The organism is Pseudoduganella sp. LjRoot289 (assembly GCF_964252925.1).
In the GTDB taxonomy this organism is placed as follows: domain Bacteria; phylum Pseudomonadota; class Gammaproteobacteria; order Burkholderiales; family Burkholderiaceae_D; genus Rugamonas.
In genome coordinates this window covers 1,010,043-1,025,458 of the sequence record NZ_CAXUPN020000001.1, presented here as the reverse complement: position 1 = coordinate 1,025,458, position 15,416 = coordinate 1,010,043, and the positions used below count along the sequence as shown (strand labels likewise).

Below are 15,416 nucleotides of genomic sequence, written 5' to 3'. Positions count from 1 at the left end.
TTCAGATGGGCTGCGGCGGCTGCGCGCGGCAGTACTGCTGGAGGTAGGCCTGGTGCGAGGGCAACTGCTTGACCGTCCACTCTATGCCGTTGCGTATCCCGTTCAGGAACTGCGACAGTTCGACGTCGCCCATCAGGTCGGCCGTCTGGTGGTGCTGCTCGGGCATCATGCCCTGGCCCAGCATGACCTGCAGCCACGACGATTCGGTAAACAACTCGCCCTCGGTGCGAAACACCCGTCCGGTCTCGCGGAACAGGTCGATGCGGTGCTGCAGCGATGCCGGCACTGTCATATTCCTGGCAGCTTCCCAGTACGGCGTATCAACGCGGTTGCTCACCTTGTAGTGCAAGATGATGAAATCGCGGATGTGTTTGATTTCGCTCTGCACCTGGGTGTTGTACTCGTCGATGTCGGACCGGCAGATGCCGTCGGCCGGAAACATCTGCATCAAACGGATCAGGTTACGCTGGATCAGGTGGATGCTGGTCGACTCGATCGGCTCCAAAAAGCCGCTCGACAGGCCGATGGCGACGACGTTGCCTTTCCAGGATTGCTTGCGCTGGCCCGGCTTGAATTTGATCACGCGCGGCTGCGTCAGCGGCTCGCCCTGGATGTTGTTAGTCAGGATCTGCCGGGCTTCCTCGCCGTCCATATACTTGCTGGAGAAGACGTGGCCGTTGCCAACCCGGTGCTGCAGCGGGATACGCCACTGCCAGCCGGCGCCATGCGCGATCGCGCGCGTCAACAGCACCGGTTCGCCGACCGACTCGGTCTGCACCGCAATGGCGCTGTCGTTGAACAGCCAGTGCGACCAGTCCTCGTATTCCACACCCATCGTCTCGGCCAGCAGCAGGGAGCGAAAGCCGGTGCAGTCGATGAACAGGTCGCCTTCGACCAGCGCGCCGTTCTCCAGCTTGAGCCCGGCCACGTGACCGGTCGCGGCATCGGTCAGCACCTGGCCGATCTTGCCTTCCACCCGCTTGGCGCCGAAACCCTCGCTGAACTTGCGCAGGAACTTGGCGTACAAGGTCGCGTCGAGATGGTAGGCGTAATTCATGCCGCCGTCCGGCAGGTGCGCAAAGCGGCCATGCTGGGCCGCCCTCAACTCCAGGCAATAGTCACCGAAGTCGCCGGCCAGGCCGCGCTTGCGGCCCTTGAGCCAGAAATGCTGGAAGCCGGCGGTCCAGTGGTCGGTGCCGGTCACGCCGAAGGAGTGGATGTAGTGTTCATTGACGTTGCGCCAGTTCTCGAAACTGATGCCCAGCTTGAAGGTCGCCTGGGTCGCTTTCATGACGTCGGCCTCGCTCAGTTCCAGCAACTGGTGAAATTTGATCAAGCTGGGGATGGTCGCTTCGCCCACGCCGACGGTGCCGATCTCGTCGGATTCGACCAGGGTGATGTCCAGCGACTTGCCCAGGATCTTGGAGATGACGGCAGCGGCCATCCAGCCGGCCGTGCCGCCGCCGGCGATGACGACGCGGCGCACTGGTTTCCTGCCGATTTTTTCTTGCATCTTCTGTTCCACGTACTGTCTCCTGTTACCGTCTCAGTTTCTGGGTGATTGCCGCGCGCATCCGCCGCGCCTGGTCGATATCGAGCGGGCCGAGTACGCCGCGCGCCTGTTCCGGAATGTGCGCCGCTTCACTGCCATCCGCTTCAAATATGTAGTGACGGAAAATCTCCTGCCATGCCAGGCGCTGGGCCGGCGGCAGCTCGCGCAGCGTCAGGATGGCATGCATCAGCGTGTTGACCGGCGCATCCATATAGCCTGGCGACTGGCGCCACCAGTAGTTGATCAGGAGGTTAAAACTGTCGAGCGCCTCGATATGGTGCCACCACATGCTCGGAATAAAGATGGCGTCGCCTGGCAGCAATTCGGCCACCTGCGCATGCTCCATGGCCTCGGCAAACCTGGGGAATTGTTCCAGGTCCGGCTGGTGAAAATCGACCAGGCTGATGGCCTGGTTGGCCGGCGTGAAGTCGAGCGGCCCGATGTACAGATCGCTCAGCTGCCCGGGCGGGAACAAGGTAAAGCGGCGCCGCCCGGCAGCGACGCAGGCGAGATTGTCCGGCAAGTCATGGTGCGCGGGGATGCGCGAACGGTTGCCGGTCCAGGCGCTCACGAGGGGATCGCGATCGCCCAGGTCCAGGTCGTTTTCTTCGCGAAAGCCCGGCAGGCAGGTGTCGACCGTGGTCGAGCCCACATACAAAGCCGGCGGACTGGGGTCATCGAGATGCTCGAGCACCTTGTCGAGCAGCGCGTCGAGCTTGACGTTGGCGGCGCTGAAATTAAACCCGCTAATGTCGTCGTTGTAGAAAAAGCGCCCCTTGATATCGGGCGGGCCTGTCAGGGCGCGGACCACCTCGTCCTTGTAGAAGCGGCGCAGATAGTCGATGCCCTCGCGCTGCGAGCGCAAGCCGGCCTCGACCACCGGCCAGCTTGCCACCAGCCCGCGCAGCACCACCGGCTCCGCCGCGGTGAGGATGGTGTCGGTCAGCAAGGCCTGCGTCGCGCCGGCGATCTCGCGAACAGGCTTAGCCATGGACCGCGGCGACCTGGTTCTTGCGTTCGATCAGCTCGCGCAGCTTGGTCAGCGACGCGACGATCAGGTAGGCTGCCATCAGGTGGCCCGGCTGGTGCAAGCGCTCCAATGCGGCGCCGTCAAGGGCGGCAAGTTTTTCCTCGTTGATCGTCGAGAAACCGGCCAGCTGATTGTGCGAGCCGTCGTTCAATTCGATGTCGAGCGTGAACGGTTCGATCAGCTCGTATTCGAGCAGCGCGGCGACAAAGCCGGCATTGCTCTGCAGGCCTTGGTGCAGCGCCAGCAGCGTGCTGTTGATGTCTTCCAAAAAATCGCTTTGGCCGCCGAATTCGAGAAACAGCGGCTCGCCTATGGTCGTGCTCACTTTCGGATGGTCGAGGTCGACATGCACCAGCAGACTGTCGCCGGACAGCCCCATCAGGAAGGGCTGGCGTGCCACGGCCATCGGCACGTACAGCGCGTCCCAGGCATCGGCTGTGGCAAACAGGTTCTCGCCGCCCTGGAAACCGAACAGCGCCACCGGCTCGTAGCGCTGCGCGTTGCCGGTCTCGCGAAATACGATGGGATAGTGGGCCAGCACATTGCGAAACTCAGCCGGGAAAGTCGGGCTCATCATCTCGCCGTCACCGAACCGGGTGCCGCGGCCCGGCATGATTTTCAAGTCTTTGTGTTCGACATTGCGCAACAAAACTGGATTGCTCATAGTGGTCTCCTGCCTTTTCGTTTTAATTTCAAGTTTCAATATTTGAAGCGCTACATCATCGCCATCAGGTTACCTCGAAATACCTGTCGTTCCGCATCGGCGGACCGCCGCGCAGGCGGGAACCCATACGTCGCATGCTCAGAGGCGCAGCATGGATTCCCGCGGGGGCGCCGAGCCGTGCGCGGGAATGACAAGTTGGCGCTTATGCGAAGTACCCTCAATGTCGTGCCCGCCCAGTTGCGCGGGCTAGCTTGTCGGCAAACCGTGACGCACGATATGGCCGATCAGTTCGCGGTTGCCGGGCAGCGCCGCGAGCATCTTGCGGGCCAGCGCGGCCGCCTCGCGGAAATAGCCGTCGGCCAGTTCGGCGTGCTCACCATGGCGAATGTGGCGGTCCACCTCCGGCACCAGCCCCATGCCGTACATGATGTATTGATAGCTGGCGGCGGGAAACAATTCTTCGATCCGGTGCAGGTCGTAGCGCGATGGCGGCTGCGAGCGCCACAGCGCGAGCGACTCGCACAGGCGCGCGGGGATAGATGCCGGCGCCCGGTTGTCGCGCCAGTAGGGGCTGGCGTCGCGCTTGCTGAGCACGTAATGGAGCTTGAGGAAATCGATCACCCGTTCCCAACGGTAAGTAAAGGCATCGTTGTAGCGTTTGGCGACGATGTCCATCACCGCGCGGTTGGCCGGCATGCCGTCGCTGAGCATGGTGGCGGACAATTCCACCATCGCCAGTGCCGAAGCCTCGAGCGGCTCGATGAAGCCGGCCGCCTGGCCGATGGCGACACAATTGCGGTGCCAGAAATGGCTGCGGTAGCCGGGTTCGAAACTGAGCTTGCGCGGCGCGGTGAGCATCTGCGCGCCGCCGCCGCTGCGCTCGACGTAGGCCAGCAAGGCCTGCTCGGCCTGCGCGTCGCTGGTGTGGGCGCTCGAATACACGTGGCCTATGCCACGCCGCGTCGGCAAGCCGATATCCCAGATCCAGCCGCTCTCTTGCGCCGTCGACCTGGTCTGCGAGGCGATGGGACTGCCCTCCTCCGGATAGCCCAACTGGACCGCGCAGGCGCTGTCATTGAACAGGATGTGTTTTTGCGACAGCAGGGGCACATCGTAATGCTTGCCCAGCAATAGCGAATGCGAGCCGCTGCAATCGATGAACAGGTCGCCTTCGATGGCGCCGCCAAGCTTTGTTTGCACCGACGCGATGTCGCCGTCGTCGTGCGAATTGACCGCCGCCACATGGTCCAGCACATGGACCACGCCGAGCTTCCCGGTGCAGTGGCGCCGCAAGAACAGGCTGAACTTGCCGGCGTCGAGGTGGTAGCCATAGTTGGCGACGGCGGCAAACTCCGGCGTGGTCGCCTGCTTGGGCGCCTTGCCGGAGCGGCACAGGTGGGGCTGGAAGCTGACCAGGTCGGCAAACGGAATGGCGCTGTGTCCGCGCTGCCAGCTGGCGGCCAGATCGGTCTCGCCATAGCCCTGGGGTAGCACGAACGGATGGTAATAAGCGTCGTCATCGCTGCCGTCGACCCAGCCGACGAACAGCGAACCCTGCTTGAACGAGGCGTCGCAGTTGCGGAAAAAATCGCTCTCGGAGACGCCGATTCGCCTGAGCGTGTCACGCATGCTGGGCCAGGTGCCTTCGCCGACACCCAGCGGCGCCACATCGGGCGACTCGATCAGGGTGACCTGCAAGGCCGGGCCGGCATCGGTCTGGTGCGCCGCCGCGACCAGCGCGGCAGTCAGCCAGCCGGCCGACCCGCCACCGACTATCACGATCTGTTCAAGTGGCCTGCTGTGCATAAGGAGTTCCATCGCAAGTGTAAGATGCTTCGATTAAGCGTTCGAAGCGCCCTGTTGGGTACCTCGAATAAGCGCCAAGTTGTCATTCCCGCGCAGGCGGGAACCCATACGTCGCGTGCTTGGACGCGTAGTATGGATTCCCGCCTGCGCGGGAATGACAGGTATGTCGAGGCGCCCTGTAGTAGCCGTGCAGTTTAGCGAGCACACGGGCGGGAAGCAACACGGCTAAAGGGGGGATGAAGCAGGCCGTGGCTGGCACCACGGCCTGCTTCATGGCCTGCTTCATGGCCTGCTCAAATACCAAATGCCTGCTTCAGCAATTAGAACTTGTAGCGTGCGCCAACCATATAACGTGGACCGCTTTGCGTGATGTTCAGGAACGTGGCTTGGGTGCGGCCGTGCTGGCGTTGGGTCGAATTGGCCAGATTGATCGCTTCGGCCTGGAAGCTCAAGTTCTTGTTGAACTCATAGCCAACACTCAGATCGACCTGGCCATACTTGTCGGTGTACACCGGCGCCAAATGTCCGCCGCCGTCGATCTTCGACGCCAGGAAGGAATCGCGCCAGTTGTAAGCGAGGCGCACCGTCCAGCCGTAGTTTTCATAAATACCGATCAGGTTGGCCGAATTGCTCAGACCAAGGATGGCGAACTGATCGGTGATCTGCTCGTTTTTATATTTCAACGGCGAGGTGACGTAGGTGTAGTTCGCCTGAACGCCGAAACCTGTCTGGGCGAACATATGCTGCAGGGTCAATTCGGCACCGCGCAAACTGGTCGGGTTCGCGTTCACGAAGCTCGACGTCCTGAACATCAGCAGAGGATCGCTAGGAATGCCCGTGATGACACCGGTCGCATTGCCGACATTGTTGACACCGGTCTTCTGTACGCCAGGCTGTCCGTTGTAGGTGTTGAGGATGTAGTTGCGGATGCAGTCGGTGTCGGCAACGGCGCATTTGCCCGGCCCCGTCGTTGCCGCGACATAGTAGGCGCCGCCGATGGGGGTATGGATGCCGTAATGGTTCGCCAAGGTCTGGTTCTGCGCAGTGTAGTCGGACAATTTCTTGTTGAACAGGCCCAGCGACACGACGCTGTGCTGGCCGAAGTACCACTCGAGGGACAAGTCCAGGTTCTTCGACTTGACCGGCGTCAGGGCCGGATTGCCTTGGGAAGCAGTGCCGCCCTGGTAGTAGTCGGCACCGGTGCCGATGGTCAGGCCGCCCTGCAGTTCGTTGTAACGGGCACGGGTGATGGTGGTGCCGGCGCCGGCGCGCACCTTGAATTCCGGGGTCACGTCGAAGTCGGCGTTCAGGCTAGGCAGCACGTTGCTGTAGGACGAGGTGCTGGTCGAAAATGCGGTGCCGCCAAAGGTCAGCGGCATCTCGTTCTGGGAGATCCAGGTCACGCCGGTGGCTGGCAGAACCTGGGCCACCGAAGTGACCTTGGTTCTTTCAAAGCGCAGGCCGAGCGAGGTGTGGAACGGGATCTTCATATCCCAGTCGGTGCCGAAGGACACGAAGGCCGACGTCGATTTTTCCTCCAGACGCTGGTCGCTGTCGGTGGTGGCGAAATTCGGCAGCCAGCTCGCTTGCGTTTTGACGCCGTCGGAGGTAACCAGGCCCGGCTTGGTCGAGGCGGCAGCGGTTGCCGCGCGCAGCGCGCCGAAATCGGCCGTGAAGAACTCGTTGTACATGCCAGGCGCCCCGTTGCCGCCGATCGCGCCGAAGTAGTCGCTGGTATTGCTCTTCTGGAACAGGGTGGCGGGATAGTCGTTCTTGCTGGTCAGGCCAGACCAGCCGTTGTTCTGCACCATCGAGAACGTCGAGCGGTTTTTGGCGTCGGTCACGCCAACGCCGAAGTTCAGGGACGACGATTCGAGCATCTGCAAGGCGCCGGTCAACTGCAACTGCTCGACCTTGGACTTGACGTAGGCGTTGGCGAACTGCGAGCCGGTTGCCTGGATAGGCTCGTTGACGAGGTCGGCGTTCGGCATGCTCAGGATCGGCAGTTCGCGGGTGAAGTCGATCTTGGTGGTGCCGCGGCTGAAGCTGGCGTTGCTCAGCTGGTTGCTGCTGCCCCAAGGGCTGTCGGCTTTCGATTCAGCGGTCGAGCTGTGCGCGTCGGCGGTGAACTTCAGGGTCGACGACGCTTTCCAGACCGCGTTGAAGCCGATCGAATTGTTCGTGCTCTTGGTCGCGAAGTCGGAGGCGATGACCGAGATATCCTGAGGACGCGTATAGACTTCCGAATAGGTCAACGGCGCCTGGATGCTGCCGCCCGGCCAACTGCTGGTCGAGGTTGGGGTCTGGGCGAACCAGGTGCTCATCTCGGCGCGGCGGGTGTGGACCTTGTTCTGCGAGTAGGTGTAGTCGAGCGTCGTGGTCAGTTCTTTGAACGGGCGGAATTGCAGGGCGAGCTGGCCATTGACACGCTCGCGCTCGATACCGTTGACCTGGTAGCCGAAGTTTTGCGGGCGCGAATACAGATCGTTGGGGCCGGGACGGTTCGTCACGCTGCCGATCGGCGCACCCGGCAGCGGCAAGGTCGAACCCTCGATCACTTCCGAACCGCGGTAAGGGCCGATATAGCCATTGGCCACCTGGGCACGGTTAGAACCCGATTCACGCTTCTGGTAGCTGGCGCTGGCGCCTATGCCCCACATGCCGTCCTTGCTGGTGGTGCTGAAGATGCCGGAGAGTTCAGGCGTAAGGCGCGTGCCCTTCAGCAGGTCCGGCAGCTTCTGGTTCGAGGTGTCCATCACACCCTTGATGCCGACGCTCGCCTGCGTGCCTGTATGGTCGAATGGACGCGCGGTCATGACGTTGACCGTGGCGCCGATACCGCCAGATGGATTGTCGGCGCGGCCGGTCTTGTAGACCTGCAGCTGCGAGATGGCTTCCGATGCCAGGTTGTCGAAGGAGAACGAGCGGCCGTTAGGGTCGTTCAGGTCGGACACCGGCATTTGACGGCCGTTCAACAGCACCAGGTTGAAGTCCGGGCCCATGCCGCGCACGGTGATCTTCTGGCCTTCGCCATTTTGACGGTCGATCGACACGCCGGAGATGCGCTGCAGCGACTCGGCCAGGTTGGTGTCCGGGAATTTACCGATGTCGGCAGCGACGACACCGTCAACGATACCATCGGAATTTTTCTTCAGGTTCAGGGTCGACTGCATACTGGCACGCAGGCCGGTAACAACCACGGTGGCCGGCTCGGCGTCGGCGGGAGCGGCAACTTGCGCATAGGCCGGAGCGATCAGTGCGGCACAAGCGCTGGCAACTGCCAGGCTCATCAGACGCTGTTTCGTTTTCAGGTATATCAGTTTCTCGGGATGCGACATTGTCTTCCTCTTTCTCTTTTTAATGTTGGGCGCTGGTAAAGAACAGCGCCGCCGGTGACACGCCAAGGTGTTTCTTGTCTTAATTTTCCGTGCATCTTTGGCCGGTCTGGCACCAGTTTCTCCAGTATCTGGTAGCGCAAACTGCCACGCCGTATGCCGGTGACGATGGCCAGCCTTTGCAGTGACCTGCTTAAGCTGCCCTCCACTTTGTCACGTCTGAATGCTTGCTTGTTATCGGCACTTAACAATCCATAACATTCAAATGATATGCGCAACCATTTGATGGTGACTGATTTGCAATGTAGCGTCAACTGCCATTGCGATGCACGTTGTAACTTGGATACGATGTGGTCAGACCAAAGTCGTGGACTTGGTCAGGGCGCTCTGCAACGTCACGCCCATCGTGAGCGAGCGCGGCTGAAGCCATACCCGCTCAGTCAAAAGCGTCAGCTGCGTGGCAGCCATGCTCAGCCGTGGAAGTGGTGCTTTAGGGAGTAGGCGGCACGAAAGTGACGATAACGCGCCGGTAACGCGTGAGCGCCGGGCTGCCCTTGTCGATCACCTTGACGATGAAGTGGGCGGTCTCCGTCTTGCTTACCACTGGCGCCTGCCCCGAAACGGTATGATGATTTTCCGCATACCCCAGCTTGATCTCCTCCTTGTAGCTGCCAGCTTCGGGATACTGGAACCACAGGTAGCTCAAGCTATCTCCATCGGGGTCGGAGCTGCCGGCGGCGCTCAGCATGAAGCCTTCGCCGGATTTGACGGTCAGCCGATCGCCAGGGGCGAGCTTTACCACAGGCGGATGATTCGCCCCCTTGTACGGCTTGGTGGTCCAGTCCATACGCGCTGCGAAATCGTTCTGGAAGTCTTTGCGCCAGCGCCAGATGGTGGTCCTGTACCCGGTGGAGACCTTATCGTGGGCGCGCACGCTGCGGCCATAGTCGCTGGAAACCATCGGCCTGTAACTATCCACGGCGTTGGTCCAGATGGCATGCGGCTCCTGCAATACGGGGACGTTGCCGGTGAAGCCTTCCGGATTGGTCGTCTCCAGCGCTGGCGTGTACAACTCGTAGCGCCCACCCCAGCCCCCCCAGTTCGGATGTTCGGGTGCGTTCAGGCCGTTTGGTATCAAAGACAGGAAGGCTGGCGTATCGCCCTCCACGCCAAACGAGACATCCGGATAGATCGCGCCCAGCGGTCCATGTCCCTGTTGAATATGCGCGGCGATCCAGTTGTTGCTCACTTCCGTGCTGTCGAAGCCCGGTTCGGTCGAGTGCATGCCAGTCCAGGTGCCATTGCCATACCCGCCGGGGCTGACGATGTAAAACAGATCGGGAAACTGGGTGCGTATCCAGATACCGGTATCGTCCTGATCGGAGATCGTGTAGACGCGCAACTTGCCGACCAGGCGGGCGGCCTGCTCCGGCGTCCTGTCGTGGCGGATCCGGTACAAGGCTTGGGCAAGCGTATTGGCGCCGCCCCACACCGAAACCCAAAGTGGCCGCGTATCGTTTTTCTCCAGGGCCTTGATGATGGCGTCCGATCCCGGCGAGTCCTTGCCGTCGCCGACACCTTGCATGCCGTAGAGTTGGGAGCCGGAGCGCACCACCGCTTTCAGCGCCTGCGCTTTCGGAAAACCCGGTTCATGCTTAGCCAGATTGGCTTGCACCCGGCCGTAGGCGTCGATGATCGCATGCATGGATGCCGGTGCGATACGCGACTTCTGGTGCGTAGAGGTCGTGGCGACGATGCCTTCGATTTCGATCTGGTTTGCGTACAGTAGCAAGCGCACGAGCGACTGGCTGTCGTCGGGATCGGCCTCGATATCGCTGAGGACAATCAGGCGTTGTTTGGGTTCGGCGAAGCAAACGGCGGGGGCGCAGGTCAAAAACGCCGCCAACATGGCAGTGATGGGAAGCAGTCGCATCATGTCTCTGGTGAATTAAGGGGCAAGCCCGCAAGCATGAATTGTGGTTCACCGCTAGCGGGAAGACAATTATGAAATCCGCCGATGGCACTAACGATTTACTCTCGCCTATCGCGGCAAGGCACCAGGCCAAGGCCGCACGACGCAATGCCTGGCGCCTGGCTTGTCCGGCGTCAACGAAATAAGCGATGGCCATATCCCGGCATGGCCGGGATCACACTTGCCTTGTGGGAAATCCCCAACAATCGCGCCTGTTTTCCGGGCGCACGCCCGGCTTCTGGCGCGGGGCCACCCGAAAAACAGGACAATCACGGTACAGTACAAATTCATGTCGGAAACAATGATTTATGATGATTATGCACTTTCGTCACGCCTGCGTTGCCCTGGCCAGTATCGTGCTGGTGGCGCTGGCGCTGTACGCTCCGGCAAGCCGGGCGGCGGACACGGCGGAACCTTGGACCGGCATGGCCCACACCGCATTCCGGCACCAAACCGATACCCCCTTCAGCTTTGGCACCATCTTCGCACAAGACCAAGCCGGGTTTATCTGGCTGGGCACCCAAAACGGCCTGGTACGCTGGGACGGCGTGCGCATGCGCCGCTACGTCAGCGACGCCCGCATGCCGGGCTCCCTGCCCGACAGTTACATCCTTTCCCTGCAGGTAGACAGCGGGGGACGTCTGTGGGTCGGCACCAGTAGCGGCGGGCTGGCGCGCTACGATCCCGATCACGATGCCTTCGTCAAGATCGGCGCCGGCGCCAAGGGATTGAGCCACGCGCGCGCGACGGCGCTGGCCGATGACGGCCGCGGCGGCATCTGGGTCGGCACGGGGGGCGGCCTGGAACGCGTCGGTGCCGATGGCCGGGTGTACGCGGCCACCAGCGGCGCCCCACAGATTGCCGCCACCGCCTTGCCGACAGGCGGCATCTCGACGCTGCTGCACGACCGCGCGGGAGCGCTGTGGATCGGCACCCGGCACGGCCTGTACCAGCGCGCCAACGAGCGGCTGCCGCTGAAGGCCGTGCCGCTGGTCGCGCCCGGCGCGCAGGAACCGGCGATAACTTCGCTGTACCAGGACGGCGGCGGGCGCATCTGGATCGGCACCCGTTCCCACGGCGCGTTCGCGCTCGATGGCCCGGCGCCCCCGCATCCGGTGCTGACCGCCGACGGCAAGCCGGCCTTGCAAGGCGAGCCGATTTTCTCGATGGTTGAAAAATCCCCCGGCATCCTCTGGTTCGGAACCGAAGGCGGCGGCATCCTCGAACTCGATCCGGCACACGGCCAGATCCGCCGTATCCGCCATCAACCCGATACCCCCGACAGCCTTTACGACGACGAAGTAGTCGCCATGTTCCGCGAACGGGGCGGGCAGATATTCGTGGCAACTTCGCAGGCCATGGGCGTTCACGACCCGCGCCCGCAAGGATTCCTTACCGTTCGTTTCACCAGTGCCGACGGCGCAAAAATGAGCGCTCACCAGCTGCTGGTACGGCCCGACGGGCGCCTCTGGATAGGCACGATCGGAGGCGCCATTCGCATCGTCGACCCCTTGCTCGGCCAGGTCGGCGAAATCGTGCCGCAGGCCGACATCAGCGGCGGCGGCCTGCCTAAAGGCCGGGTGCTGTCGATGGTCAACGGTCCCGGCGGCAGCGTCTACATCGGCACCCAGCAAGGGCTGTTCCGCAGCGAGGGCGACGGCCGCCAGGTACGGCGAGTCGCCGTGGCCAAGCGCGCCGCCAATGCCCCGGTCGGGGCACTCGCCTACCGCGACGGCGTCCTGTGGGTAGGCGGCTTCGACGGCATGTGGGTCCTGTCGCTGGACGGCGCCGGCGCCACCGCACTGCTCCGCCACGAAGACGCGCTGCTGGGTGACATGCGCGTGAGCGCTATCCTGCCGCTGGCCGATGGCTCTGCATGGATAGGCACCCGCGCCGGCCTGGCGCGCCTGCCGCCCAACGGCGGTCCGGTCGAACTGCTGCCCACCAACGCGCTCGACCCCACCCGCATTTCGCCCGGCTACGTCTCCTCGCTCACGCTGGACAGCCAGGAAAGGCTATGGATGTCCACGTACGGCACCGGCGTCGCCCTGCTTGAGCGCACCGACGCGGCCGGGCGGCGCTGGTTCCGCCGCTTCGGCGTGGCCGAGGGACTGCCCGACAACGGCGTCAACGCTCTGGTGGGCGAGCGCGACGGCACCATCTGGCTCAGCACCGACAATGGCCTGGCGCGCATCGACCCGGTCACGCTGGCGGTACGCAAGCTGGGCGCAGCCGACGGCATGCACATCCCGACATACTGGTTCGGCTCGCGCGGGCTGGCCGCCAACGGCGACATCCTGTTCGGCGGCCTGACCGGCATCACCGTCGTACGGCCGGCCCGGCTGCATCAGCGTCGCGACAGTGCGCCGCTTGCCGTCACCGCCATCGTGCTGGGCGGGCGCAAACTGCCCGAAGCCCCCTTCAACCCGCGCGCTACCGCGCCGGCCATCCTGACGCTCACGCCAGGCGACCGCGAACGCGGCTTCTCGCTTGAATACAACGCGCTCGATTTCGCGGTCCCTGGCCAACAGCGCCACAGCTACCGCTTGGCAGGCTTCGATCGCGACTGGATCGACACCGAGAATGCATCGCGCCCGGTCAGCTACACCAACCTGGCGCCGGGCGACTACACGCTGCAGCTGCGCAAAAGCGATCCCGATGGCGGGACACCGGCACGGCTCGACGTGCCGGTGCGCGTTTTACCCGCCTGGCACCAGCAGAACTGGGTGCGCGCGCTGGCGGCGCTGGCGCTGGCAGCCTGTGTCGCAGGCCTTATGCAGGCGCGTACCGCGCTGCTGCGGCGCCACAAGCGCGAACTGGAAGCCATGGTGGCCAAGCGCACCGCCGAACTGCGCGCCACCCAGGGGCACCTCGAAACCATGGCCTACGCCGACCCGCTTACCGGGCTGCCCAACCGCCGCCTGTTCACCGACGAAATCCGGCGCATGACCGCCCAGGCCCAGCGCGACGGCGTGCCGTTCACCTTGCTGCTGATCGACCTGGATCACTTCAAGGAGATCAACGATACATTCGGCCACGACGCCGGCGATGCCCTGCTGGTCGAAGCGGCCGATCGGCTGCGTCATGCGGTGCGCGAAACGGACCGCGTGGCGCGCCTGGGCGGCGACGAATTCGCCGTGCTGCTGGCGCCCGGCGGCGATGAGACGGTCGCCGGCATGATCTGCCGGCGCATCGTCGAGGACATGGCGCGCCCCATCGAGCACCGCGCGATCGGGATGCGCGTGAGCGCCAGCATCGGCGCCGCCAGCTTCGCCAGCCAGGAGAATGTCGACACCCTGTACAAGGCGGCCGACCTGGCGCTGTACCAGGCCAAGGCGGCCGGGCGCAACACCTGGCGCCTGGACGGCGCAGCTGCGTGACGGACGCTGATGTCGAGGCGACACACCGGTTTTCGTACGATGAGCAGAGCCGGCACGGCGTGGTTCAATGTGTATTATCGTGCAGGGAGTCCGCCGATCTGCTGGAGCAAACCGAGCAAATCCGGTTGTCCCAGTTCTTCCAGAATCTGTCCCTTAGAGAAGCGATAGATATTCAACGCCTGTACGGCGATCTTCCTGCCTGTGGGGGGCACCCCCATGAATGCGCCTTGGTGAGTGCCGCGCATGGTATAGCGAGCCACAACATTGTCGCCCTCTGCAATCGTTTCTTCCAACGTCCACTGGATGTCCGGAAAACCGGAACGCATCATGTTGATGATCTCCAGATATCCGGCAGGCCCGCTCAAGGGATCCGGGCGGCCAGGAACAAAGAAGGCCGCGTTGGGCGAGACCAAGTCGGGGGCAAGTTTGGGGTCGGCGGTATTGATAAACTGAACAAAGCGCTGCATGAACAAGCGATTTGCATTCGTTGTTGCGGCAGTTGGGGCTGCTCGTTGGGCGGTATCGTTCATTTCATTTTCCTGAGTGTGAGTTTCGGCTTACGCAGCTTACAACTACAAACAAAGTATGATAAATAACTGTTTTGTATTTACACTTGAAATGGAATGTTGTTAATGGACCGCCTGACGAGTATGGACATCTTCGTGAAAGCCGTGGATTTGGGCTCATTTTCCGCTGCCGCCAATGCGCTTCAAATGTCGCCGCAGTTGGTCGGCAAACACATTCAGACGCTTGAACGGCACATGGGGATACGCCTCTTGAACAGGACGACCAGGCGCCAAAGCCTGACCGACATCGGGAAGTCGTTTTACGAACGGGCCAGGATCATTCTTGCGGAAGTCGAAGCGGCGGACAGTCTGGTCGCCGAATCCCGTTCAGTACCCAGAGGCCGCCTGAAGATCAACGCACCAGTGACGTTTGCCATTCACGCGTTAGCGCCGAGGCTGCACGAATACCTGAGTGCTCACCCCGAGGTTTCCGTTGACCTGACGATGGCGAATCGTTTTGTGGATATGATTGAAGAGGGGTACGACGCCGTTTTCAGAGTTGGCAATCTGTCTGATAGCGGACTGATCGCACGCCCTTTGGCGCCTTACCGATTGGTCGCGTGCGCGGCGCCTTCTTATCTGGCTTTGCATGACCCCATCAGGACGCCGATGGACCTGCAAGGGCACGAGTGCCTCGGTTTTTCACATACGGAGCTACGTACGCACTGGACTTTCGACGGGCCGGAAGGACGAGTCTCGGTGCCGATTTCCGGGCGGCTCATGGTGGACAATGGGGAAGCTTTGCTTCCTGCAGCCGTTGCCGGCCTGGGGGTGATGCTACAGCCTGAGGAACTGGCGCGCGCCGCATTGGAATCCGGGCGCTTGGCCGTCGTCTTGGCGCAGTACAGCATACCCACGCGCCCTATGCATATTCTGTACGCACCGGATCGGCGTCTCACGCCAAAGTTGCGGAGCTTCATAGACTTCGCGGTTGAAGCCTTTGGGCCTAAAGACTCCCGGTAAGCATCGGTTCCAAATCAAGTACGCGTATGGTCTGAATCATGTCCATACGCATGAGGAATTCGGGAGTTTCTATACGCTGATAACAAAACAGCCCACATCGGTCGGCTGTCTTTATTTTTCTGGAGGCGAGGATCGGAGTCGAACCGAC

General features: G+C 62.3%; 9 protein-coding genes. 2 read left to right on the top strand and 7 right to left on the bottom strand.

All coding sequences use genetic code 11. From position 1 onward, the window contains the following. Position 1 precedes the first annotated feature (1 nt). The 6 genes from ACSQ8Y_RS04615 to ACSQ8Y_RS04590 all read right to left on the bottom strand — a co-directional run bounded on the left by ACSQ8Y_RS04615 (position 2) and on the right by ACSQ8Y_RS04590 (position 10,323). Positions 2–1,525: a tryptophan halogenase family protein gene (locus tag ACSQ8Y_RS04615; protein WP_436265277.1), complete on the bottom strand. Its 1,524-nt coding sequence runs from the start codon at positions 1,523–1,525 to the stop codon at positions 2–4. 13 nt (positions 1,526–1,538) lie between these two features. Beyond that, positions 1,539–2,543, bottom strand: coding sequence for a cupin-like domain-containing protein (locus ACSQ8Y_RS04610; RefSeq protein ID WP_436265276.1), 1,005 nt, complete (start codon positions 2,541–2,543; stop codon positions 1,539–1,541). Next, positions 2,536–3,246, bottom strand: coding sequence for a SapC family protein (locus ACSQ8Y_RS04605; RefSeq protein ID WP_436265275.1), 711 nt, complete (start codon positions 3,244–3,246; stop codon positions 2,536–2,538). The genes ACSQ8Y_RS04610 and ACSQ8Y_RS04605 overlap by 8 nt, the downstream gene beginning before the upstream one ends. Before the next feature lie 246 nt (positions 3,247–3,492). Next, on the bottom strand, positions 3,493–5,052 hold the full coding sequence (locus ACSQ8Y_RS04600; protein WP_436265274.1) for a tryptophan halogenase family protein: 1,560 nt from the start codon (positions 5,050–5,052) through the stop codon (positions 3,493–3,495). A gap of 320 nt (positions 5,053–5,372) precedes the next feature. Then, a complete protein-coding gene (locus ACSQ8Y_RS04595) occupies positions 5,373–8,342 on the bottom strand; it encodes a TonB-dependent receptor (RefSeq protein ID WP_436265272.1) in 2,970 nt (989 codons plus the stop codon). 535 nt (positions 8,343–8,877) lie between these two features. Further along, a complete protein-coding gene (locus ACSQ8Y_RS04590; RefSeq protein WP_436265271.1) occupies positions 8,878–10,323 on the bottom strand; it encodes a nucleoside hydrolase-like domain-containing protein in 1,446 nt (481 codons plus the stop codon). Positions 10,324–10,667: 344 nt separating this feature from the next. Between ACSQ8Y_RS04590 and ACSQ8Y_RS04585 the strand changes: the two genes are divergently transcribed. Then, positions 10,668–13,739, top strand: a complete 3,072-nt coding sequence (locus tag ACSQ8Y_RS04585; RefSeq protein ID WP_436265270.1) for a diguanylate cyclase domain-containing protein — start codon at positions 10,668–10,670, stop codon at positions 13,737–13,739. Positions 13,740–13,813: 74 nt separating this feature from the next. Here ACSQ8Y_RS04585 and ACSQ8Y_RS04580 read toward each other — a convergent pair whose 3' ends face one another. Beyond that, positions 13,814–14,269 carry an ester cyclase gene (locus tag ACSQ8Y_RS04580; RefSeq protein ID WP_436265269.1) on the bottom strand — a complete coding sequence of 152 codons (456 nt, stop codon included), beginning with the start codon at positions 14,267–14,269 and terminating at the stop codon, positions 13,814–13,816. A gap of 102 nt (positions 14,270–14,371) precedes the next feature. On the opposite strand from ACSQ8Y_RS04580, the gene ACSQ8Y_RS04575 reads away from it, so the two are divergent. Beyond that, positions 14,372–15,268, top strand: a complete 897-nt coding sequence (locus ACSQ8Y_RS04575) for a LysR family transcriptional regulator (RefSeq protein ID WP_436265268.1) — start codon at positions 14,372–14,374, stop codon at positions 15,266–15,268. Positions 15,269–15,416 lie beyond the last annotated feature (148 nt).

Bases quoted from the DNA above. Each gene is read 5' to 3' on its own strand.
- ACSQ8Y_RS04610 (WP_436265276.1), bottom strand. From the start codon at position 2,543: ATGGCTAAGCCTGTTCGCGAGATCGCCGGCGCGACGCAGGCCTTGCTG.
- ACSQ8Y_RS04605 (WP_436265275.1), bottom strand. From the start codon at position 3,246: ATGAGCAATCCAGTTTTGTTGCGCAATGTCGAACACAAAGACTTGAAA.
- ACSQ8Y_RS04600 (WP_436265274.1), bottom strand. From the start codon at position 5,052: ATGCACAGCAGGCCACTTGAACAGATCGTGATAGTCGGTGGCGGGTCG.
- ACSQ8Y_RS04595 (WP_436265272.1), bottom strand. From the start codon at position 8,342: ATGAGCCTGGCAGTTGCCAGCGCTTGTGCCGCACTGATCGCTCCGGCC.
- ACSQ8Y_RS04590 (WP_436265271.1), bottom strand. From the start codon at position 10,323: ATGATGCGACTGCTTCCCATCACTGCCATGTTGGCGGCGTTTTTGACC.
- ACSQ8Y_RS04585 (WP_436265270.1), top strand. From the start codon at position 10,668: ATGATGATTATGCACTTTCGTCACGCCTGCGTTGCCCTGGCCAGTATC.
- ACSQ8Y_RS04580 (WP_436265269.1), bottom strand. From the start codon at position 14,269: ATGAACGATACCGCCCAACGAGCAGCCCCAACTGCCGCAACAACGAAT.
- ACSQ8Y_RS04575 (WP_436265268.1), top strand. From the start codon at position 14,372: ATGGACCGCCTGACGAGTATGGACATCTTCGTGAAAGCCGTGGATTTG.